At 52.0% G+C, this 21,015-nt stretch carries 22 protein-coding genes; 14 read left to right on the top strand and 8 right to left on the bottom strand.

Going from position 1 to position 21,015, the window contains the following annotated elements:
• The first annotated feature begins 27 nt into the window (after positions 1-27).
• From ftsN to rraA, 4 genes are all read left to right on the top strand, one after another.
• Complete coding sequence (gene ftsN / locus ACP3TC_RS22425) at positions 28-927, top strand: cell division protein FtsN (protein ID WP_426817278.1); 900 nt, start codon at positions 28-30, stop codon at positions 925-927.
• An 89-nt stretch (positions 928-1,016) separates the two neighbouring features.
• Positions 1,017-1,547 carry an ATP-dependent protease subunit HslV gene (gene hslV, locus ACP3TC_RS22420; RefSeq protein ID WP_004154863.1) on the top strand — a complete coding sequence of 177 codons (531 nt, stop codon included), beginning with the start codon at positions 1,017-1,019 and terminating at the stop codon, positions 1,545-1,547.
• A gap of 11 nt (positions 1,548-1,558) precedes the next feature.
• Complete coding sequence (hslU, locus tag ACP3TC_RS22415) at positions 1,559-2,890, top strand: HslU--HslV peptidase ATPase subunit (RefSeq protein WP_313854492.1); 1,332 nt, start codon at positions 1,559-1,561, stop codon at positions 2,888-2,890.
• Between the two features lie 199 nt (positions 2,891-3,089).
• A complete protein-coding gene (gene rraA / locus ACP3TC_RS22410) occupies positions 3,090-3,575 on the top strand; it encodes a ribonuclease E activity regulator RraA (protein ID WP_313854493.1) in 486 nt (161 codons plus the stop codon).
• A gap of 64 nt (positions 3,576-3,639) precedes the next feature.
• Here rraA and zapB read toward each other — a convergent pair whose 3' ends face one another.
• The gene (gene zapB, locus ACP3TC_RS22405; protein ID WP_313854494.1) at positions 3,640-3,879 is read right to left on the bottom strand and encodes a cell division protein ZapB; all 240 of its coding nucleotides are present in this window, start codon (positions 3,877-3,879) and stop codon (positions 3,640-3,642) included.
• 441 nt (positions 3,880-4,320) lie between these two features.
• Here zapB and ACP3TC_RS22400 point away from each other — a divergent pair, with 441 nt between their 5' ends.
• The 3 genes from ACP3TC_RS22400 to glpX all read left to right on the top strand — a co-directional run bounded on the left by ACP3TC_RS22400 (position 4,321) and on the right by glpX (position 7,885).
• Positions 4,321-5,175: an MIP/aquaporin family protein gene (locus ACP3TC_RS22400; RefSeq protein ID WP_313854496.1), complete on the top strand. Its 855-nt coding sequence runs from the start codon at positions 4,321-4,323 to the stop codon at positions 5,173-5,175.
• A gap of 34 nt (positions 5,176-5,209) precedes the next feature.
• On the top strand, positions 5,210-6,721 hold the full coding sequence (glpK, locus tag ACP3TC_RS22395) for a glycerol kinase GlpK (RefSeq protein ID WP_313854497.1): 1,512 nt from the start codon (positions 5,210-5,212) through the stop codon (positions 6,719-6,721).
• A gap of 153 nt (positions 6,722-6,874) precedes the next feature.
• Entirely contained in the window at positions 6,875-7,885 is a 1,011-nt protein-coding gene (gene glpX / locus ACP3TC_RS22390) for a class II fructose-bisphosphatase (RefSeq protein ID WP_313854499.1), read from the top strand.
• A gap of 39 nt (positions 7,886-7,924) precedes the next feature.
• Here the strand turns inward: glpX and emrD are convergent, their stop codons facing one another.
• The gene (emrD, locus tag ACP3TC_RS22385) at positions 7,925-9,103 is read right to left on the bottom strand and encodes a multidrug efflux MFS transporter EmrD (RefSeq protein ID WP_313854501.1); all 1,179 of its coding nucleotides are present in this window, start codon (positions 9,101-9,103) and stop codon (positions 7,925-7,927) included.
• 313 nt (positions 9,104-9,416) lie between these two features.
• Here emrD and fpr point away from each other — a divergent pair, with 313 nt between their 5' ends.
• Positions 9,417-10,163, top strand: a complete 747-nt coding sequence (fpr, locus tag ACP3TC_RS22380) for a ferredoxin--NADP(+) reductase (protein ID WP_313854502.1) — start codon at positions 9,417-9,419, stop codon at positions 10,161-10,163.
• Here the strand turns inward: fpr and ACP3TC_RS22375 are convergent.
• The gene (locus tag ACP3TC_RS22375) at positions 10,154-10,591 is read right to left on the bottom strand and encodes a DUF805 domain-containing protein (RefSeq protein WP_426817277.1); all 438 of its coding nucleotides are present in this window, start codon (positions 10,589-10,591) and stop codon (positions 10,154-10,156) included. The two genes, fpr and ACP3TC_RS22375, sit on opposite strands and share 10 nt — an antisense overlap.
• Before the next feature lie 102 nt (positions 10,592-10,693).
• Between ACP3TC_RS22375 and ACP3TC_RS22370 the strand changes: the two genes are divergently transcribed.
• Together ACP3TC_RS22370 and tpiA are read left to right on the top strand one after the other, a co-directional pair.
• On the top strand, positions 10,694-11,284 hold the full coding sequence (locus tag ACP3TC_RS22370; protein WP_426817276.1) for a DUF1454 family protein: 591 nt from the start codon (positions 10,694-10,696) through the stop codon (positions 11,282-11,284).
• Between the two features lie 121 nt (positions 11,285-11,405).
• Positions 11,406-12,170: a triose-phosphate isomerase gene (gene tpiA / locus ACP3TC_RS22365; protein ID WP_426818315.1), complete on the top strand. Its 765-nt coding sequence runs from the start codon at positions 11,406-11,408 to the stop codon at positions 12,168-12,170.
• A gap of 68 nt (positions 12,171-12,238) precedes the next feature.
• On the opposite strand, the gene ACP3TC_RS22360 is transcribed toward tpiA, so the two are convergent.
• The 4 genes from ACP3TC_RS22360 to fieF form a co-directional block, all read right to left on the bottom strand.
• On the bottom strand, positions 12,239-12,991 hold the full coding sequence (locus ACP3TC_RS22360; RefSeq protein WP_313854506.1) for a CDP-diacylglycerol diphosphatase: 753 nt from the start codon (positions 12,989-12,991) through the stop codon (positions 12,239-12,241).
• 114 nt (positions 12,992-13,105) lie between these two features.
• Complete coding sequence (locus tag ACP3TC_RS22355; protein ID WP_313854507.1) at positions 13,106-14,095, bottom strand: sulfate ABC transporter substrate-binding protein; 990 nt, start codon at positions 14,093-14,095, stop codon at positions 13,106-13,108.
• 148 nt (positions 14,096-14,243) lie between these two features.
• On the bottom strand, positions 14,244-15,206 hold the full coding sequence (pfkA, locus tag ACP3TC_RS22350) for a 6-phosphofructokinase (RefSeq protein WP_313854509.1): 963 nt from the start codon (positions 15,204-15,206) through the stop codon (positions 14,244-14,246).
• A 215-nt stretch (positions 15,207-15,421) separates the two neighbouring features.
• The gene (gene fieF, locus ACP3TC_RS22345) at positions 15,422-16,324 is read right to left on the bottom strand and encodes a CDF family cation-efflux transporter FieF (RefSeq protein ID WP_313854511.1); all 903 of its coding nucleotides are present in this window, start codon (positions 16,322-16,324) and stop codon (positions 15,422-15,424) included.
• Between the two features lie 353 nt (positions 16,325-16,677).
• Here fieF and ACP3TC_RS22340 point away from each other — a divergent pair, with 353 nt between their 5' ends.
• Positions 16,678-17,559 (top strand): transcriptional regulator, encoded by an 882-nt coding sequence (locus ACP3TC_RS22340; RefSeq protein ID WP_313854512.1) that lies wholly within the window; start codon positions 16,678-16,680, stop codon positions 17,557-17,559.
• 204 nt (positions 17,560-17,763) lie between these two features.
• Here ACP3TC_RS22340 and cpxP read toward each other — a convergent pair whose 3' ends face one another.
• On the bottom strand, positions 17,764-18,279 hold the full coding sequence (gene cpxP / locus ACP3TC_RS22335) for a cell-envelope stress modulator CpxP (RefSeq protein WP_313854513.1): 516 nt from the start codon (positions 18,277-18,279) through the stop codon (positions 17,764-17,766).
• A gap of 151 nt (positions 18,280-18,430) precedes the next feature.
• On the opposite strand from cpxP, the gene cpxR reads away from it, so the two are divergent.
• From cpxR to trmL, 3 genes are read left to right on the top strand one after another with little or no spacing between them, the layout of a single operon-like run.
• Entirely contained in the window at positions 18,431-19,129 is a 699-nt protein-coding gene (gene cpxR / locus ACP3TC_RS22330; protein ID WP_313854515.1) for an envelope stress response regulator transcription factor CpxR, read from the top strand.
• On the top strand, positions 19,126-20,499 hold the full coding sequence (gene cpxA / locus ACP3TC_RS22325; protein ID WP_313854516.1) for an envelope stress sensor histidine kinase CpxA: 1,374 nt from the start codon (positions 19,126-19,128) through the stop codon (positions 20,497-20,499). The genes cpxR and cpxA overlap by 4 nt, the downstream gene beginning before the upstream one ends.
• 43 nt (positions 20,500-20,542) lie before the next feature.
• On the top strand, positions 20,543-21,013 hold the full coding sequence (gene trmL, locus ACP3TC_RS22320; RefSeq protein ID WP_313854517.1) for a tRNA (uridine(34)/cytosine(34)/5-carboxymethylaminomethyluridine(34)-2'-O)-methyltransferase TrmL: 471 nt from the start codon (positions 20,543-20,545) through the stop codon (positions 21,011-21,013).
• The last annotated feature ends 2 nt before the right edge of the window (positions 21,014-21,015 follow it).

Here is a 21,015-nt window from a genome sequence, read left to right as displayed (position 1 = left end):
TTCTTATTTGATATTAGCGGAACGATAGTGGCACAAAAAGATTATGTAGGCCGCGGGCGTTCGACAGGGACGCGTCGCAAAAAGAGTAACAGTCGCAGCAAAAAACGCAGCAGTGGATCAGGTGTATCCAAACTGATGGTGGTTCTGGCTGCAGCGGTATTGATCACATTTGTTGGTGGCTTATGGTTTATTGCCCATCACAAAAAAGAGGAAGTGCCGGTCATTCCCGATCATAAAGCCACAGGTAATGGCCTGCCGCCAAAACCTGAAGAGCGCTGGCGCTATATAAAAGAGCTGGAAAATCGTCAGATTGGTGTGCCGATACCGAAAGAGCCATCTGCCGGCGGCGAAGTACGCTCCCAGACGCAACTGACCAATGAACAGCGCCAGCTGCTGGAGCAGATGCAGGCCGATATGCGCCAGGCGCCGACTCAGCTGAATGAAGTACCGTGGAATGAGCAGACACCTGCTCAGCGCCAACAAACGCTTCAGCAGCAGCAACAACAGCAACAGGCTAAGCAACAGCAGCAGCGCCTGTCGCAGCAAAACCAGTTGCAGCAGCAGTCACGCATGCAGCAGCAGCAAACTCAACCGGTAGCGCCAGTCACGCGCGAACCCGTTCGTCAGGCACCGGTACAAGCGGCTAAACCGCAGGAAACGGCGAAGGCGAAAGAAGAGAAGAAAGAAGAGAAACCGAAAACACAAAGCTGGATGGTGCAGTGCGGTTCCTTCAAAGGCACCGACCAGGCTGAGTCTGCTCGTGCCGCACTGGCATTCGAAGGATTTGAGAGCCGGATTACCACCGGTGGCGGATGGAATCGCGTGGTGGTTGGCCCGTACAACAATCGTGCAAGCGCCGACAGTACGCTGAAGCGCCTGCGTGGTTCAGGCCACTCAAACTGCATTCCACTCGCGGTTGGGGGTTGAAACCCGTCAAACTCGCCCCATATCTTGTTGCATAATGCCCTGCACCACGCGTGCAGGGACATCTTCCGACTGTAACAAGGGGTCTGCCCGTGACAACAATAGTAAGTGTACGACGCAACGGCCAGGTAGTGATTGGCGGTGATGGCCAGGCTACTCTCGGCAATACCGTGATGAAAGGCAACGTCAAAAAAGTGCGTCGTCTCTACAACGACAAGGTCATCGCCGGATTTGCTGGCGGCACCGCAGATGCCTTCACCCTGTTTGAACTCTTTGAACGTAAGCTGGAAATGCATCAGGGACATCTGGTGAAAGCGGCTGTGGAACTGGCGAAAGACTGGCGTACCGACCGTATGCTGCGCAAGCTGGAAGCCCTGCTGGCGGTCGCCGATGAAAACGCCTCGCTGATTATCACCGGTAACGGTGACGTGATTCAGCCAGAGAACGATCTTATTGCCATCGGTTCAGGTGGTCCTTACGCTCAGGCTGCCGCTCGCGCGCTGCTGGAAAATACCGATATCGGCGCACGCGATATCGTGGAAAAAGCGTTGGGCATTGCAGGTGATATCTGTATCTACACCAACCATAATCTCACCATTGAAGAACTACCGTCCAAAGCGTAAGGATCCTAACTATGTCTGAAATGACTCCGCGCGAAATCGTCAGCGAACTCAACAGATTTATCATCGGCCAGGACGGCGCCAAGCGTGCCGTGGCAATCGCCCTGCGCAACCGCTGGCGCCGCATGCAACTGGACGAAGAGTTACGTCATGAAGTCACGCCAAAAAATATTCTGATGATCGGCCCGACCGGCGTCGGTAAAACCGAAATCGCTCGTCGTCTGGCTAAACTGGCTAACGCGCCGTTTATCAAAGTTGAAGCGACTAAATTCACCGAAGTCGGCTATGTCGGTAAAGAAGTGGATTCCATTATCCGCGACCTGACCGATTCTGCGCTGAAAATGGTACGCATGCAGGCTATCGACAAGAATCGTTACCGCGCCGAAGAGATGGCGGAAGAGCGTATTCTTGACGTGCTGATTCCACCAGCGAAAAACAACTGGGGACAATCAGAAGCCGCTGCTGAGCCCTCTTCCGCACGTCAGTCATTCCGTAAGAAATTGCGTGAAGGCCAGTTGGACGACAAAGAGATTGAAATCGATCTGGCTGCATCGCCGATGGGCGTCGAGATCATGGCTCCTCCGGGTATGGAAGAGATGACCAATCAGCTACAGTCGATGTTCCAGAACCTCGGTGGGCAGAAGCAGAAACCACGTAAGCTGAAAATTAAAGAAGCGATGAAGCTGCTGGTTGAAGAAGAAGCGGCGAAGCTGGTCAATCCGGAAGAGCTGAAAGAAGCGGCAATCGAAGCGGTGGAACAGCACGGTATCGTGTTTATCGACGAGATCGATAAAATCTGTAAGCGTGGCGAATCTTCCGGTCCCGATGTCTCCCGCGAAGGGGTACAGCGTGATCTGCTGCCGCTGGTTGAAGGCTGCACCGTTTCCACCAAGCACGGCATGGTTAAAACCGATCACATTCTGTTTATCGCCTCCGGCGCATTCCAGGTTGCCAGCCCTTCCGATCTGATTCCGGAACTGCAGGGTCGTCTGCCAATCCGCGTTGAATTACAGGCGTTAACGGTAAATGACTTCGAACGCATCCTGACTGAGCCTAACGCCTCGGTTACCGTGCAGTACAAAGCGCTGATGGGTACCGAAGGGGTGAATGTTGATTTCACCGACGATGGCATCCGTCGTATCGCCGAAGCGGCATGGCAGGTTAACGAGTCCACCGAAAATATCGGTGCGCGTCGTCTGCATACCGTACTGGAGCGTCTGATGGAAGATATCTCCTATGACGCCAGCGATCGCCCGGGTGACTCCGTCACCATTGATGCCGCCTATGTTGGTAAGCATCTGGATGAACTGGTTGCAGACGAAGATCTCAGCCGCTTTATCCTGTAATTATTGCCGGGACGGCAAACATGCCGTCCCTACTCACCCGCCTGCTTTTTTCACGCCTTTCATCAATTTCTGTTTCACTGGTGATGCGAAATTTATCTCCGGCAACCTCAGTGCATAATTTCTGACAATTGATGATTTTGCCAACAGCCGCCATAAAGCGATATACTTAGCGCTCCTGTGGCAAACAGACGAAACTCCTATGAAATACGATACTTCCGAACTCTGCGACATCTATCATGAAGAAGTGAATGTTGTAGAACCGCTATTTTCTAACTTTGGTGGCCGCACCTCCTTTGGTGGCCAGATCATCACGGTGAAATGTTTCGAGGATAACGGCCTGCTCTGGGACCTGCTGGAAGAGAATGGCCGCGGGCGTGTGCTATTGGTGGATGGCGGCGGTTCGGTACGCCGTGCGTTGATTGACGCCTCACTGGCGCGTCTGGCAGCGCAAAACGAATGGGAAGGTATCGTCGTTTACGGCTCGGTGCGTCAGGTAGATGATCTCGAAGAATTGGATATCGGTATTCAGGCCATCGCTGCAATCCCGGTGGGAGCCGCAGGCGAAGGCATTGGTGAAAGCGATATCCGGGTGAATTTCGGCGGCGTAACGTTCTTCTCCGGTGACCATCTGTATGCGGATAACACCGGCATTATCCTGTCTGAAGACCCACTCGACATCGAGTAGCGTGCTGCAGAAAACAAAACGGGTGCCCTGAGGCACCCGTTTTTGTTCTGTCAGTACTGAGATATCAGACTTCTTCCATCTTTCCCAGCAGAGCACGCAGACGTTCCTGCCAGACATGCTGCTCTTCTTTCAGCTGCTGGTTTTCGCGTACCAGCGACTCGCTATTACCTGAAGCCTGGCTGACTTCATGCTTCAGGTTATTGTTTTGATCTTTCAGCTCTTCGATTTCCATCTGCAGCAGAGTGATGGTATCAATCGCCTGCTGTACTTTCGCTTCCAGTTTCTCGAACACTTCAAATGACATCTTTATGACCTCTCCTAATCGCAGGGCGTTGATGATGCTAGCCGCAGGCTATGAGATTCATCGAAAAACTCCGCGGATAACAACGATTCCCCGATTGTATGTAGCCCGGCACTGCAAGTCCAGCAGCGAACCCATACCAGGTGCAGTCTGTAACAATTTTCAGCCTAAGACTAAAATTCGGCGCGAACAGTGACGCCTATAGTAGCGACGAAAAGAACATCCGGCGATGCGAACATTTTTAGCGGCTTTAATGATGTTTTTGGAAAGTGAAAAGACGCGGAATCGCTCATTTTTATGACATGGTACACAATTTTCGATTTCGCTATTTCTCGAAAATGCTCGTTAACGATAAATTCACATAAGCCCTACATTAGATCGGGGTCACTCACGGACAGAGAACAAAGACCGACAACACTTAACCTCGCCTTCAGGAATTTCATTATGAGCCAGACAGCAACAAGTACGCTTAAAGGTCAGTGCATCGCCGAGTTCCTCGGAACCGGTTTGATCATCTTCTTCGGCGCAGGATGCGTCGCAGCAATGAAGTTAGCCGGCGCCAGTTTCGGCCAGTGGGAAATCAGTATTATCTGGGGTCTCGGCGTATCGATGGCGATCTATCTGAGCGCCGCTATCTCCGGTGCTCACCTCAATCCGGCGGTCACCATCGCGCTGTGGCTGTTCGCCTGCTTCGATCGTCGTAAAGTCGTCCCTTATATTGTCGCCCAGGTTGCCGGGGCCTTTTGTGCCGCAGCGCTGGTATACGGTCTTTACTACAATCTGTTTTTCAATTTTGAAGAAACACATCAGATTGTGCGCGGCTCGACAGAAAGCCTCGACCTGGCAGGCATCTTCTCGACCTATCCGAATTCACTGGTAGGAACCGGGCAGGCATTTTTGATTGAAATGGTGATTACTGCGGTATTAATGGCGCTGATTATGGCGCTGACTGATGACGGTAACGGCATTCCACGTGGCCCACTGGCACCGCTGCTGATCGGCCTGCTGATTGCGGTGATTGGTGCTTCAATGGGCCCACTGACCGGCTTTGCACTGAACCCGGCTCGTGATTTCGGACCTAAGCTGTTTGCCTGGGCAGCAGGCTGGGGCGACATAGCATTCACCGGTGGCCGTGAGGTTCCCTATTTCCTCGTGCCGATTTTCGGACCTTTAGTGGGCGCATGTCTGGGCGCATTCGGCTATCGTGCTTTGATAGGTCGTCACTTGCCGTGCGATGTTTGTGTCGCTGATAAAGAAGAGGCTGAAAAGCCTGCACGCGCAGAACAACGTAAAGCGTAATTGTGCCCATCTTTTACACCATCAGGAATTGATTATGACTACAGAGAAAAAATACATCGTCGCGCTCGACCAGGGCACCACCAGCTCACGTGCTGTAGTACTGGATCATGATGCGAATATCATCGCCGTCTCACAGCGTGAATTTCAGCAGATTTACCCAAAAACGGGCTGGGTTGAGCACGACCCGATGGAAATCTGGGCTTCACAAAGCTCGACGCTGGTTGAAGTGCTGGCAAAAGCCGACATTAATTCGGATCAAATCGCCGCGATTGGTATCACCAACCAGCGTGAAACTGCGATTGTCTGGGATAAAGAGACCGGCAAACCGATTTATAACGCCATTGTCTGGCAGTGCCCGCGTACCGCTGACTTTTGCGAAAAACTGAAGAAAGAAGGTCTGGAAGAGTACATTCGCCATACTACCGGGCTGGTAATTAACCCGTATTTCTCCGGTACTAAAGTAAAATGGATTCTCGATCACGTTGAAGGCGCTCGTGAGCGCGCCAAACGTGGTGAGTTGCTGTTCGGGACCGTGGATACCTGGCTGATCTGGAAAATGACTCAGGGACGGGTACATATCACCGACTTTACCAACGCCTCGCGTACCATGATGTTTGATATTCATAAACTGGAATGGGATCAGCGCATGCTGGATATCCTTGATATCCCGCGCGAAATGCTGCCAGAGGTACGTAAGTCCTCCGAAGTTTACGGCCAGACCAATATTGGTGGTAAAGGCGGCACGCGTATTCCTATCGCCGGTATTGCCGGTGATCAGCAGGCGGCGCTGTATGGCCAGCTGTGCGTCACTGAAGGGATGGCGAAAAACACCTACGGTACCGGCTGCTTTATGCTGATGAATACCGGCACCGAAGCCGTAACCTCTACCCATGGACTGCTGACCACCATCGCCTGTGGTCCACGCGGTGAAGTGAACTATGCGCTGGAAGGTGCTGTATTTATCGGTGGCGCGTCAATTCAGTGGCTGCGTGATGAAATGAAGCTCATCAGCGAGTCTGAAGATTCAGAATACTTCGCCACCAAGGTGAAGGATACCAACGGCGTATACGTGGTTCCGGCATTTACCGGCCTGGGTGCTCCGTACTGGGACCCGTATGCGCGTGGCGCAATCTTCGGCCTGACGCGCGGTGCAAATGCGAACCATATTATTCGCGCTACGCTGGAATCCATCGCTTATCAGACGCGTGACGTGCTGGAAGCGATGCAGGCTGATGCCGGCACCCGCTTGCAGTCGCTGCGTGTTGATGGCGGTGCGGTTGCCAATAACTTCCTGATGCAATTCCAGTCCGACATTCTTGGCACCCGCGTTGAGCGCCCGGAAGTGCGTGAAGTTACCGCACTGGGTGCCGCTTACCTCGCCGGCCTGGCCGTCGGTTTCTGGAAAGATCTCGAGGAAGTTCGCGCCAAATCGGTCATTGAACGTGAATTCCGTCCCAGCATCGAAACTACCGAGCGTAACTACCGTTATGCTGGCTGGCAGAAAGCGGTTGCCCGTGCGAAATCCTGGGAAGATCACGACGAGTAATGCTTTACCCCATACGGGATAAGCAGCTTGTAAGCCATCAACAGGGGAGCCAACAACGGCTCCCCTGCTGTTAACGATGCGCATTCGCTGAAGTTTTGCCTGCCACCAACTGTGATAAACTCCTTGCCTCTTTAACTCCCTCCGAGGCATGTCATGAAACGAGAACTCGCCATTGAATTTTCACGCGTTACCGAAGCCGCCGCGCTGGCCGGATATAAGTGGTTAGGACGCGGAGATAAAAATATCGCCGATGGCGCTGCCGTTCATGCCATGCGCATCATGCTGAATAAAGTGGATATCGACGGGCAAATCGTGATTGGCGAAGGCGAAATTGATGAAGCGCCAATGCTGTATATTGGCGAGAAAGTCGGCACCGGCAACGGCGATGCAGTCGATATTGCCGTCGATCCTATTGAAGGCACCCGCATGACCGCCATGGGCCAGGCCAATGCACTGGCGGTATTGGCCGTCGGCGATAAAGGCACCTTTCTGCATGCGCCGGATATGTACATGGAAAAGCTGATTGTCGGCCCAGGCGCGAAAGGCAGTATCGATCTTAATCTGCCACTGGACGAGAATTTACAGCGCATTGCACTGGCGCTGGGCAAACCGCTGGCGGCACTCACCGTCACGATCCTTGCCAAGCCGCGCCACGACGCCGTAATAAAACAGATGCAGCAGCTGGGCGTTCGCGTCTTTGCTATTCCTGATGGTGATGTTGCCGCATCGATTCTGACCTGCATGCCGGACAGTGAAGTCGACGTGCTTTATGGCATCGGCGGCGCGCCAGAAGGCGTGGTCTCCGCTGCGGTGATCCGCGCTTTAGATGGTGATATGCAGGGGCGTTTGCTGGCACGTCACGTGGTAAAAGGGGATAACGCCGACAACCGCCGCATTGGCGAGCAGGAACTGGAGCGCTGCGAGCAGATGGGCATTACTGCCGGTAAGGTATTGCAGCTGGATGAGATGGCGCGTACCGATAATGTGGTTTTTGCTGCTACTGGCATTACCAGCGGCGACCTGCTGAAAGGCATTACGCGCAACGGCAATATCGCCACCACGGAAACCCTGCTGATCCGTGGCAAATCGCGCACCATTCGCCGCATTCAGTCTATTCACTACCTCGATCGTAAAGACACCAGCCTGCAGGAATATATTTTATAATGCGGCCAGGGCCAGAGACGTCTGGCCCTCAGTATTTCGTCAGACAGCCTGCGGTTCCGGTCTTTTTGACAAAGGCCACCAGCAAACCAGTATCAGCATTGCCATGGCAAACATCAGCATGCCGAGGCTGAACTGCCCGTTCTGCGGCAGCATTGCTGACAGCCAGGCAGTCAGCCCCGATCCTAAATTCTGCATACCGCCGACCAGCGCACCAGCAGTACCTGCCAGATAAGGATAAGGCTCCATCGCACCGGTCGTCGCCAGCGGAAACAGCATTCCCGCGCCGAAAAAGAACAGCGCCGCAGGCACAATCAGCGTCCAGATGTTCATGATGCCAAACCACGCCGGGACCCACATCATCATTCCCGCCAGCAGACAGCTGTTAACCGAGTACCACATCAGCGTGTTAAACGATTTATTATCGCGCCCGGCATACCATGCACCAAAAAATGCCGCCGGAATCGGCAGAATAAACAGAATACTGACGGTCAGTGCGCTTAGCTTTAGTACACCGCCCATCAGCACGCCGCAGCTGGCCTCAAATACCGCAATACCCGCCAGCGCCCCGATCAGCATAATCAGATAACGCACAAAAGTGGTATCGGCCAGCAGTGGGCGATAGCGCGAAAACAGCGGGCGCTTATCCTGCGGCTCAGGCCGGGTTTCCGGCAGCCAGCGCAACATCGCGCCGCTGACGCCCAGACACAGAATCAGCAGAAAGGCAAAACAGGCGTGCCAGCCAAACAGATGGGTTAACACGGCGCCAATCACCGGTGCCAGTAACGGGCTGACCAGAATACCCATATTCAGCAGGCTATTAGCGTGGCGTAACGCGGCGCCGGCATACAGGTCGCGCGGCATGGTGCGCGCCATTACGCCAGCCACACCGGTTCCCATCCCCTGCAACGCGCAGGCGAAGATCAGGCTATCGAAAGTGGGTGCAAACAATGCAGCAATAGCGCCGGTAATAAAGATCGCCATACCGATTAAAATAATCGGCCGCCGACCAAAGCTGTCGGACAACGGGCCATACAGCAGCTGTGAAGCGCCGTAAGTGATCAGATAGGCCGCCATTAGCCGTTGCACCGCGCCATCGCGCACGTTAAACGCATCCGCGATGGTCGCCATGGCCGGAACATAGATGGTTTGCGCCATCTGGCCGACGGCCACCAGCACAATCAACATCACTAACAGGTGACTGTTTTCAATTTTCTTCATGATAATTTCTGCAGAACGAACGTCGCCGTACTTTCCGTCAGACAGAAAATACCGGGCAAGCTAAGATTAATGGCGGAGAAAATATCAGGAATTGATGACAAATCGAGAGGACAAGCTGAAACAGCTGAGACCAGGATGTCACTGAAACTGCGCACTGCTGTACAGTTAGTTTTACGCAATGGTGGCTGAAAGGGCGAAAAGTTTGTCGATATGAGCTTTGCCGCTGCCAGGGGGGTAGAAAAATCATCACACACTGGCGAAGATGAGGCAAGGCAGGTTTCGCATGCCACAAATCAACCACTAAGGAGTTTACATGGCTGAGTGGATCACCGGAAAAGTGACCAAAGTGACCAACTGGACCGACAGTTTGTTCAGTATCACAGTCAATGCCCCTGTCGCGCCATTTACCGCCGGTCAGTTTGCAAAACTGTCACTGGAAGTTGATGGCGAGCGCGTGCAGCGTGCTTACTCCTACGTCAATGCGCCCAGCGACGATAATCTTGAGTTTTATCTGGTCACAGTACCGGAAGGTAAACTGAGCCCGCGGCTGCATGCCTTAACGCCAGGTGACGAGGTGATGATTACCAAGGACGCTGCGGGGTTCTTTGTGCTGGAAGAGGTGCCCGAGTGTGAAACACTGTGGATGCTGGCGACCGGCACTGCCATCGGTCCCTACCTGTCTATTTTACAGGAAAGCAAAAATCTCGATCGCTTTAGCAATATCGTGCTGGTGCATGCTGCGCGCTTCGCCGCCGATCTCAGCTACCTGCCGCTGATGCAACAATTACAGCAGCGCTATAACGGTAAACTGCATATTCAGACGGTCGTCAGCCGTGAAGAGGTTGCCGGTTCGTTGACCGGCCGCGTGCCTGCGCTTATTGAGAGCGGGCAACTGGAAGCAGCAGTGGGTTTGACGATGGATGCTGAAACCAGTCATATAATGCTGTGCGGTAATCCTCAGATGGTGCGTGACACCCAGCAGTTGCTGAAAGAGTCACGCCAGATGCGCAAACATCTGCGCCGCAAACCTGGCCATATGACCAGTGAACACTACTGGTAATCAGGTTTACCAAAATAGTTTACCGGCCGTGCTTCGCTGCCAAAACGATTCTCACCCGCGGTGCCGGTGAATACCCCGAGATCGAGTAGCATCATCACAAAGATTAGCGTGGGTACAAACCGGCCCAGTGCCCACTGCCATGTGCCGTTAAACATCGTCCAGTTACCGGCCAGCAGCATCCACGCCAGGATCACCAGCAATGCCCACCAGCCCTTTTTATTGCGGTCATGCAAACGCTTGACCATCACTGCACTGGCAGGCCACAGCAGGCAGACCACGCAGAAGGCCGCCATTTGCGTATCAACCCAGTTATTACCCGCCAGCGTGAACAACACCACCATAGCGACAAGCCACACACCCTGCCAAATCCAGAAATCGCGCCGGCTAAGACGGCCACGATATGAAAAGCACCATTGTTGTAAGGTCATTAAAAAGTCCCGAGAAGCATGAATTATTGGCCGCAGCTTTTGACTTTGGCGGGTAAAAACCGTTTTAATCGTTGCCTGAGTTTACTGGTTAGGGCCAACAAAATGAAGAAAGCCGCAGGTGCCGCGTTACTATATGGCTGTTTATTATTGCATCCGGCCTGGGCCGATCCCGAACCGCAGGATCGCACCGAACATATGCCAACTGCCCCTTACCTGCTGGCAGGCTCACCCACCTTCGATATGACTATCGCCCAGTTTCGTGAACAATATAATACGGCAAACCCCGATCTGCCGATCAGTGAATACCGCGCCATCGAAGATCGCGATGACAAAAGTAACCTGACGCGCGCCGCCAGCAAAATTAACGAAAATCTTTACAGCTCAACCGCGCTGGAACACGGCACCGGAAAGATTAAAACTATTCAGATCACCTGGTTGCCAATTCAGGGGCCGGAAGAAAAGAGCGCACACGATAAAGCATTGGCCTATATGGCATCAATGCTGCGCTTTTTCGAGCCGGGAATATCCGCCGAGGATGCAGCTAAACGCCTGAATAACTTACTGAACAAAGGTAAGGGATCGCGTTACTTTACCCAGACGGAAGGCGCACTGCGCTTTGTCATCGCAGATAACGGTGAAAAAGGGCTGACGTTTGCCGTTGAGCCAATAAAACTGGCGCTGGCAACCCCTTAACAGCTCGGGCAAATATGACGAAAAGCAAAGCCTTTAGGGGTTTTGATCTCTATACTGTCTGCAGACCTCACTGCTGAAAAGCAGTGCTATTTAAAGTATCACGTTAAGCGTGGAGGATATGATGCGACATCCATTAGTGATGGGTAACTGGAAACTGAACGGCAACAAACACATGGTCAACGAGTTGATCGAGGCTCTGCGTAAAGAGCTCAGCACTGTTGATGGCTGCGGCGTTGCTATCGCCCCACCGGTGATGTATCTGGATCAGGCTAAACACGCCATTTCCGGCAGCCACATTGCTCTGGGCGCACAAAACGTTGACGTAAATCTGTCAGGCGCGTTCACCGGTGAAGTTTCAGCGGATATGCTGAAAGATATCGGCGCAAAATACATCATCATCGGCCATTCTGAGCGTCGTACTTACCACCTTGAGAGCGATGAGTTTATCGCTAAGAAGTTTGCCGTGCTGAAGGCTGCTGGTCTGATTCCGGTGCTGTGCATCGGTGAAACTGAAGCAGAGAACGAAGCGGGTAAAACCGAAGAAGTCTGTGCACGCCAGCTTGATGCGGTACTGGAAACTCAGGGTGCAGCAGCATTCGAAGGCGTAGTTGTTGCTTATGAGCCAGTTTGGGCAATCGGCACCGGTAAATCTGCCACGCCTGCACAGGCACAAGCGGTTCACAAATTTATCCGTGACCATATCGCCAAAAAAGATGCTGCTATCGCTAACCAGGTGATCATTCAGTACGGCGGTTCTGTAAACGATAAAAATGCCGCAGAACTGTTTACCCAGCCGGATATCGACGGCGCGCTGGTTGGCGGTGCGTCGCTGAAAGCTGATGCCTTTGCGGTTATCGTGAAAGCAGCAGCCGAAGCCAAAAAGTAATATCTGACTGCACGGGCGGTTTTCTCGCCGCCCGTATTAATGCTTTGCACCGTGCAAAGCATTCATTCCTACAGAATCTTACAGCTATGATCCTGTATCTCCTCAGCCGATGCCCGGTTTAACTTAAGCCAGTTACGTTCGATCGCCATCAGTGCCAGACGACCGTCCGGTAACATCGCCAGCGCCAGCCCATATTTACCCATTTGCCCAGCCGCACCCGGTACTTCCCCGGCTAAACGGATAAACACACTCTGTTGCGCCAGCTGCTCACGGGTCAGCGTTCTGATCAAATAAACGTGGTTCAGTATTTTCTCTGACTGCCACTGCTCATCCAGCGCCGGAGCCAGCCGATCAAGCTGCTGGCGCACATCAGGACGCAGACAGGAAATATGGATATGCAGCTGATTTTGCGTCCGCCCATACTCAGAATTTATCGCCAGAGAAATCGCGCTGTCTGGCACCGGCGCACCGCGCTTTCTCGCCATTAAATCGCGCTGCTGCCAGGAGTAATAAAAGAAGTTTGCGGTCTGATGATTAAGCACCAGCGGACTTTCGATACCGGTGATTCTGGCTACCGGCATTAACAAGTATTGCAGCGGACCGTTGCGATCTTTAAAAGTCACATAGCCCTGGCTGATATCGACATGCTCGCAGGGGGCGGGAATACCCTTCTGTTGCAGGCCTGGCACACACTGCTGGCTGACAATCTGCCACAGCGCATCACTGTTTTTATGGAAACTGAAGGCGGCAATTGCCAGCCCCACCACCAGCGCGGCGATCAGCAGCATCACTACAGTAACCGCGCGGTCTCTTCCTTGCATCTGCATTAACCTGATTTGAGAGTCTGCGCAGATAGTCGCTGAACCAACGATAAAAGTCACGTAACCGACAGGCAAAAAAAGAGCGACAATCAATGTCGCTCTTTTTTAGATTGGTCAGCGCTTCATTATCTGGTCGTAGCTGCCGCCTTCGGCAAAGTGGGTTTTTTGCGCGTTGGTCCAGCCACCAAACTTATTATCAATAGTAAACAGCTTCACCGGCTGGAAGGTGCTGGCAAATTTCTTCGCCACTTCAGCATCACGCGGACGATAATAGTTTTGCGCAGCAATCTCCTGCCCCTGTGGCGAATAGAGATACTTCAGATATTCATCGGCAACTTTGCGTGAATCACGCTCGTCGACCACTCTGTCCACTACAGAAACGGTTGGCTCAGCCAGAATGGATTCGCTCGGCGTAACAATTTCAAACTTATCTTTCCCTAACTTGTTCACCGCCAGGTAAGCTTCATTCTCCCAGGCAATCAGCACATCGCCAATACCGCGCTCCACGAAGGTATTGGTGGCACCGCGTGCGCCGGAATCCTGTACCTCAACATTTTTAAACAGCGCTTTGACGAACTCCTGCGCTTTCGCCTGATCGCCATTATTCTGATCCAGCGCGTAGCCCCATGCCGCCAGATAGTTCCAGCGTGCGCCGCCAGAGGTTTTCGGATTTGGTGTAATCACCGCCACGCCCGGCTTAACCAAATCTGGCCAGTCGTGGATCTGTTTTGGATTGCCTTTACGCACCAGGAATACGATGGTTGAAGTGTAAGGGGCAGAGTTGTCCGGCAGGCGTTTAATCCAGTTTTTATCAATGCGGCCGCGTTCAGCAATCGCGTCGACATCGGAAGCCAGCGCCAGGGTGACCACATCGGCTTTAATACCGTTAATCACCGAAGTTGCTTGCTTGCCGGAACCACCGTGGGACTGACGAATCACCACATTATCACCGGTCTCTTGCTTGTAGTGTGCGCTGAACGCTTTGTTGTACTGCTCGTACAGTTCACGCGTTGGATCGTAGGACACATTCAACAGCTGAATATCTTTTGCCAGCACGCTGGTTGAGGCCAGTAACAGGGTAAATCCCACACTCCACTTATTCATCGCACACTCTCCCAAAGTTGTTATGCCAGAAGCGTGACACAAACCATTGCGCGACTTAAAGAATTAAAAAGTAGCTTTTATAACCCAAGAGAATAAGAGAGTGCATAAGAAAGGCGCTGAACCCAGCGCCTTGAAAGAAAGGTGTTAATCAGTAGAGCTTTTTCGCGGTATCCAGCCAGTCGCCTTTAAACGGACGCTTCATATTTTCAATTGCGTCAATGATGTCGTGGTGCACCATTTTTTCATTCTGAATACCGACGCAGCGACCACCATAACCCTGCAGCAGCAGTTCGATAGAGTAAGCACCCATACGTGAAGCCAGAATACGGTCATAAGCTACCGGCGCACCGCCGCGCTGGATATGCCCCAGCACCGTTGCGCGGGTTTCACGCTTGGTTTCCGTCTCAATATACTTCGCTAACTCATCGATATCGCAGATATGCTCGGTAATCGCCACAATGGCATGCTTCTTACCTTTGGCGATCCCCGCTTTTATCTCTTCCACCAACTCTTCACGGGTGTAAGGGATTTCTGGCAACACGATAAATTCGCAACCACCGGCAATCGCCGCCGCCAGCGTCAAATCACCGCAGTAGCGCCCCATCACTTCAACGATAGAGATACGCTGGTGAGAAGAGGACGTGTCACGCAGGCGGTCAATCGCTTCCACCACGGTTTCCAGCGCGGTGAAATAGCCGATGGTATAGTCGGTTCCTGCAACGTCATTGTCGATGGTGCCTGGCAGACCGATACAAGGGAAGCCCATTTCAGTCAGACGCTTAGCACCCATATATGAGCCGTCGCCACCGATAACCACCAGCGCGTCAATACCACGCTTCTTCATGTTTTCAATCGCTACCGCACGCACATCTTCGTTGCGGAAGTCAGGAAAACGCGCCGAACCAAGGAAGGTGCCGCCACGGTTAATCATGTCGGAGACGCTGTAGCGATCCAGGTTAATCATCCGGTCTTCATACAAACCCAGATAGCCATCATAAATACCAAAAACTTCAAGTCCTTCACTCAGTGCGGCGCGGACAACCCCACGAATAGCTGCGTTCATCCCTGGGGCGTCGCCGCCACTTGTCAGTACACCGATTTTTTTGATCATGACAACCTCTGAACTTGTTGATACAAAATGATGAATTCAGTGCGCCGAATGGGCCACGACGCCTAAAACAGAAATTGAGCCGAAGACTAATAATGACACATAGTATATCAAACACTTCAGGCTGAATTGATTCAGGTCAGACAAGTTTCCGCAAAATTTTTTGCTAACGGATAATCTTTGAACCTTCTGACTGCTATCTGGTTAATTTTATTACATTATAATTCAAAAAAACCCTGACGATCAGCAGGAACCACGGAACAGGGATCCTGATGGATAATAATATCCGCACCGGGGAATCTTAACAGCAATGCCTGCTCAATTTGCTCAGCAACCCGATGCGCCTGTACCAGCGGTAAGTGATCGTCCATCTCAAGGTGCAGCTGAATAAAGCGCGTCGGGCCTGACTGACGAGTACGCAAATCATGTGCACCGCGCACGCCGGGCCAGGCAGTGACAATATCAATAATATCGTCGCGCTCACTGTCCGGTAAGGCGCGATCCAGCAATGACTGAACCGCTTCATAGCCCATTCGTAGCGCGCAATAGAGTATCCAGACGCCGATACCCAGTGCGAACAGTGCATCCGCGCGTGAAAAACCATACCAGCTTAGTGCCAGCGCCAGCAATATCGCGCCGTTCATCACCACATCCGATTGATAGTGCAGCATATCGGCCCGAATTGCCTGGCTGCGCGTTTTGCGCACCACCCAGCGTTGAAAGGCGACCAGAAACAGCGTGGAAATAAGTGCGATAACCGTAACGATAATTCCAACCAGCGGTGCGTGCATCGTGCCGGGGCTGGCAAGGTGCTGCAGGCCGGTCAGAAACAGGAACAGCGCCGATCCAGAAATAAACATACTCTGCGCCAGTGCCGCCAGCGACTCGGCTTTGCCATGTCCAAAAGTATGTTCCGCATCGGCCGGTTGCAGGGAGTAGCGCACCACTAACAGGTTGGTCAGCGAGGCGGCGATATCGACCAGAGAATCTACCAGCGCGGCCAGCACGCTGACCGATCCGGTATGCCACCAGGCGAAAATTTTAATAATCAGCAACAGCGAGGCCAATACCGTTGCCGCGATAGCCGCCGCATTAACCAGGCGCGCGTATTGAGGATCCATACTGTGCTCCTCCAAAGTTGGAGTGTAAGTATACTTAAATTAAAGCAAAAAAAAGTATGCCTGCATCAATGAGCATACGGAAAAAATCCTGGCCGCTATTAATTTTTTCATTTTAAAACAATAGGTTAATTATTGTTCACTTCTGCATATTTTCCCAGTCGATATAAAAGCTGCCAGCCGTGGGTTTTGCCTTGTCTTCCCTGGTATCCTCTAACTCGCTAATATCCAAGTCTCAAAATAAACCAATACTATCAGTCATCTAAATAGCAAACTTATATTTAGTTAATTAATAATTAACAAGGCAACAACACCACTAACCTTATCTGGGAGGGGCCGTGTATATAAGGAAATTTATGGGCTGGGAGGATTGCTCAATCAGTGATTACACGCAGTGTTGCAATCAATTTGGCTATAACTCTGAGTCATCAGCCAGGTTTTTAACGTTCTTTTTAAATAATGGGGCTGCTTTAAAGTTTCTTGCTTACAGGCGTAAAGGCGAGTTGTCAGGCGCTGTGTGCCTGGATAATGGATGGATTGCCAACGACTATAAGAACCCAAAGATGCAAACCGGCGGCATGCCGCTACCCGCTTTCTGCGTGATCCCACCTTTCAAAGAAAACGTGCAGTGCGTCGCCCCTTTCAAGTCTAAAAGCCTCAGCGCACATACTCGAAACTTCAGAAACGCTTCCTTTAACCTTTTCTCCCGGCGGCAGGTAGCCTATTCACGTTGCCTGAGGGAAGGATTCTCTAAAAAGGTCCGTTATAACAGAAACCGCGAAGTGAGAAACTTTCTTGAGTCTGGCGGCGAGTTTGTTGATGTGGGTGATATCAGTTCAGCATTTTTGCATGATTCTTATCATCAACTGTTTGCGAAAAGAAGACAAAAACAGGTGAAGCTCTGCGAGACGACAAAATCTTTTTTCTCAACTTACCATAATGATTTTTTTGGAAAAATAGCGTTATGGCGCGGTGATCCCGTCGGCGTGCAGCTGCTGATTACCTCCACATCTAAGTTGGGTTTTTTTGTGGATTTTATCAATATCGGCTATGACACGGACATCAGGAATCACTCACTGGGCACCATTATGATGTGGAATAACCTTGTTAGCGCGCATGAGCATGCAGAGCGCGCAGCACTGCCGCTGCATTTTTCGTATGGAATGATGTCTGGTGAGTACAAATCAATGTGGTGTACACCACAAAATACCGGCCGCATTGTCACATTGCTTGGCTAATCAGGGCGGGGGGCGGCACAGGGATAGTGCCAGATGATAAGTCTGCCCACATTACGTCCACACTGAAGGAAATTTAAAAGCGCATTAAAATGCTGACAGGTTTCAGGGCTGGTTTTTTTTCGTGAAAATCATAAAAAAAACCCCCTCATCATGAGGGGGAAGACAGGGATGGTGTCTATGGCAAGGAAAAACAGGGATACTATGTTACTGGTTACTGCCGGTACTTCTCACTGCCTGCAGCGGTGAAGCTTGCTGCATGTTCGTTAGCCTGCGCAATTCACTCATGCGCTGCTGGTGACGCTTTTGCAAAACGTCCTGCTGCTCTGGCGTTAGCAGGTGATACATCTGGTTACGTACGCGGGCCATTTCGACCTGCCTGGCAACCTGTGCCTGTGCTAACTTTTCTGCCTGAGCCTTGACGGCCGTTTCGTTAAATTTTTCTGCAATGACTAAGTCATGCATAGTTTCTAAATCACTAAGACTAATGGGAGAACGTTCATGGCGCGCTTGCTGCATCAGGTCTCGCATTTGCTGACGTTGTTGCTCTGTCAGATTGATGCCATCAAACATGTGAGTTTGCGAATTTTGCGCCATACTGCGATTCGTCAATCCATCATCCTGTTGATGCATCTCGTCAATCGTCGTTACGTCTGCTGCCCATGCGCTGGAGAGACTGACCACCATCGCTAAAGCCATGACGACGGCGCTTAAGTTGCGCATCGTTCACTCCCGGTTACGTTTCCGTATTTCGATTCAACGAGGTCCAGTTTACGGAGATGGCTGCAAACTAGCGTCAGGGGGTGTAAAACTACGTAAAGCGATGGATTGACGCCATTGGATCAAGGTATTTTGCCTTCGGAGGGAAATAAAAATGAATAAAATCCTGTTGGTTGATGATGACCGCGAATTAACTTCGCTACTTAAAGAATTGTTAGAAATGGAAGGATTTGATGTGGTGGTTGCCAGTGATGGCGAACAGGCACTCAGTATCCTCGACAGCTCAATTGATCTGTTATTGCTCGATGTGATGATGCCGAAGAAAAACGGTATCGACACGTTAAAAGAGTTACGTCAGCAGCATCAGACGCCAGTCATTATGCTTACAGCACGCGGAAGCGAGCTGGATCGCGTTCTGGGGCTGGAACTGGGTGCAGATGACTACTTACCTAAGCCATTTAACGATCGCGAGCTGGTCGCGCGTATACGTGCGATTCTGCGTCGTTCTAACTGGAGCGAACAACAGCAGCAGCATGACAACAGTTCTCCGACGCTGGAAGTCGATTTCCTGCGCCTGAATCCTGGTCGTCAGGAAGCCAGCTTTGATGGCATCACGCTCGATCTGACCGGCACTGAGTTTACGCTGCTCTACTTACTGGCACAGCATCTTGGCCAGGTCGTCTCGCGTGAACATCTCAGTCAGGAAGTGCTGGGCAAACGACTGACACCGTTTGACCGTGCTATTGATATGCATATCTCTAACCTTCGCCGCAAACTCCCTGAACGCCGTGACGGGCACCCGTGGTTCAAAACCTTACGTGGACGCGGATATTTAATGGTCTCCGCAACATGATAAGCAGTTTGACCACCCGCATCTTCGCCATTTTCTGGTTAACTCTGGCGCTGGTGTTGATGCTGGTACTGATGGTTCCCAAACTTGATTCCCGCCAGATGACTTCGCTGCTCGAAAGTGAGCAGCGACAGGGAATCATGATCGAACAGCATGTTGAAGCCGAGCTGGGACACGATCCGCCTAATGATCTGATGTGGTGGCGGCGGTTGTTCCGCGCCATTGAAAAATGGGCGCCGCCGGGTCAGCGATTGTTATTAGTCACCAGTGAAGGTCGGGTGATTGGCGCTCAGCATAATGAAATGCAGATCATTCGTAACTTTATCGGCCAGTCTGATAACGCCGATCATCCACAGAAAAAGAAATATGGCCGTATTGAGCTGGCTGGCCCTTTCTCGGTGAGCGATGGCGAAGACAACTATCAGCTGTATTTGATTCGTCCGGCCGGCAGTTCCCAGCTGGATTTTATCAATTTGCTGTTTGACCGCCCTTTACTGCTGCTGATTGTTACCATGTTAATCAGCTCGCCATTGTTACTGTGGTTAGCCTGGAGCCTGGCAAAACCAGCGCGTAAGCTGAAATATGCGGCGGATGAAGTCGCCAGCGGCAATCTGCGCCAGCATCCGGAATTAGAAGCCGGGCCGCAAGAGTTCCTTGCTGCGGGTTCGAGCTTTAATCAGATGGTCAGCGCGCTGGAACGCATGATGACCGGTCAGCAACGGTTACTCTCTGACATCTCTCATGAGCTGCGTACTCCGCTGACTCGCCTGCAACTGGCCACTGCGCTGATGCGCCGTCGTCAGGGTGAAGGCAAGGAGCTGCAACGTATTGAGACTGAAGCGCAAAGGCTGGACGGCATGATCAACGATCTGCTGGTGCTGTCACGCACCCAGCATAAGAACGCGCTGATCAGCGAAGCAATGAAAGCCAATCAGCTGTGGTCTGGCGTGCTGGATGATGCCAGGTTTGAAGCAGAGCAGATGGGCAAGACGCTGGAAATTCCTTATCCACCGGGACCCTGGCCGCTTTACGGTAATCCGAATGCACTGGACAGCGCGCTGGAAAATATCGTGCGCAATGCGCTGCGTTATTCTCACTCAAAGATCTCTGTAAGTTTTTCAGTGGATAATCAGGGGATTACCGTGCATGTCGATGATGACGGCCCGGGCGTCAGTGAAGCAGACCGTGAACAAATATTCCGTCCATTCTACCGTACAGATGAAGCACGCGACCGCGAATCCGGTGGCACCGGGCTGGGTCTGGCGATCGTTGAAACCGCGATTCAGCAGCATCGAGGCTGGGTCAAGGCCGATGACAGTCCGTTGGGGGGGTTACGCCTGACCATGTGGCTACCGCTGTACTCCAGCCGTTAATATTTTGCTATCCTGCAGCCCTCGCTATTGAGGGCTGCTACTGATGTTAAATATCGTATTATTTGAACCTGAAATCCCACCAAATACCGGCAATATTATCCGCCTGTGCGCCAATACCGGCTTCCAGTTGCATCTGATTGAACCACTGGGTTTTACCTGGGACGATAAACGCCTGCGTCGTGCTGGTCTCGATTATCACGAGTTCACAGATATCAAACGTCATGCTGACTATGCGGCATTCCTGAGCGCTGAAGCGCCACAGCGGCTATTTGCCCTGACCACTAAAGGAACGCCTGCGCACAGCGCAGTAAGTTATCAGGCGGGCGATTATCTGCTGTTTGGCCCTGAGACACGCGGCTTGCCAGCCTCGATCCTCGACGTACTTCCGGCGCAGCAAAAAATCCGCATTCCAATGCAGCCTGACAGTCGCAGTATGAATTTATCGAATGCAGTTTCAGTGGTGGTATATGAGGCGTGGCGACAGCTCGATTACGCCGGAGCCGTCATCAAATAACC

Origin of the sequence: Winslowiella sp. 2C04 (assembly GCF_050037805.1) — a bacterium.
GTDB lineage: Bacteria > Pseudomonadota > Gammaproteobacteria > Enterobacterales > Enterobacteriaceae > Erwinia > Erwinia toletana_A.
Note: the sequence above shows the minus strand (reverse complement) of the source record. Positions and strands in the feature narration are given on the sequence as shown.

Bases quoted from the DNA above. Each gene is read 5' to 3' on its own strand.
- fpr (WP_313854502.1), top strand. From the start codon at position 9,417: ATGGCTGAGTGGATCACCGGAAAAGTGACCAAAGTGACCAACTGGACC.
- tpiA (WP_426818315.1), top strand. From the start codon at position 11,406: ATGCGACATCCATTAGTGATGGGTAACTGGAAACTGAACGGCAACAAA.
- glpX (WP_313854499.1), top strand. From the start codon at position 6,875: ATGAAACGAGAACTCGCCATTGAATTTTCACGCGTTACCGAAGCCGCC.
- ACP3TC_RS22370 (WP_426817276.1), top strand. From the start codon at position 10,694: ATGAAGAAAGCCGCAGGTGCCGCGTTACTATATGGCTGTTTATTATTG.
- ACP3TC_RS22400 (WP_313854496.1), top strand. From the start codon at position 4,321: ATGAGCCAGACAGCAACAAGTACGCTTAAAGGTCAGTGCATCGCCGAG.
- zapB (WP_313854494.1), bottom strand. From the start codon at position 3,879: ATGTCATTTGAAGTGTTCGAGAAACTGGAAGCGAAAGTACAGCAGGCG.
- emrD (WP_313854501.1), bottom strand. From the start codon at position 9,103: ATGAAGAAAATTGAAAACAGTCACCTGTTAGTGATGTTGATTGTGCTG.
- cpxA (WP_313854516.1), top strand. From the start codon at position 19,126: ATGATAAGCAGTTTGACCACCCGCATCTTCGCCATTTTCTGGTTAACT.
- fieF (WP_313854511.1), bottom strand. From the start codon at position 16,324: ATGGATCCTCAATACGCGCGCCTGGTTAATGCGGCGGCTATCGCGGCA.
- ACP3TC_RS22360 (WP_313854506.1), bottom strand. From the start codon at position 12,991: ATGCAAGGAAGAGACCGCGCGGTTACTGTAGTGATGCTGCTGATCGCC.
- hslU (WP_313854492.1), top strand. From the start codon at position 1,559: ATGTCTGAAATGACTCCGCGCGAAATCGTCAGCGAACTCAACAGATTT.
- pfkA (WP_313854509.1), bottom strand. From the start codon at position 15,206: ATGATCAAAAAAATCGGTGTACTGACAAGTGGCGGCGACGCCCCAGGG.
- glpK (WP_313854497.1), top strand. From the start codon at position 5,210: ATGACTACAGAGAAAAAATACATCGTCGCGCTCGACCAGGGCACCACC.
- cpxR (WP_313854515.1), top strand. From the start codon at position 18,431: ATGAATAAAATCCTGTTGGTTGATGATGACCGCGAATTAACTTCGCTA.
- ACP3TC_RS22355 (WP_313854507.1), bottom strand. From the start codon at position 14,095: ATGAATAAGTGGAGTGTGGGATTTACCCTGTTACTGGCCTCAACCAGC.
- cpxP (WP_313854513.1), bottom strand. From the start codon at position 18,279: ATGCGCAACTTAAGCGCCGTCGTCATGGCTTTAGCGATGGTGGTCAGT.
- ACP3TC_RS22340 (WP_313854512.1), top strand. From the start codon at position 16,678: ATGGGCTGGGAGGATTGCTCAATCAGTGATTACACGCAGTGTTGCAAT.
- ACP3TC_RS22375 (WP_426817277.1), bottom strand. From the start codon at position 10,591: ATGACCTTACAACAATGGTGCTTTTCATATCGTGGCCGTCTTAGCCGG.
- rraA (WP_313854493.1), top strand. From the start codon at position 3,090: ATGAAATACGATACTTCCGAACTCTGCGACATCTATCATGAAGAAGTG.
- trmL (WP_313854517.1), top strand. From the start codon at position 20,543: ATGTTAAATATCGTATTATTTGAACCTGAAATCCCACCAAATACCGGC.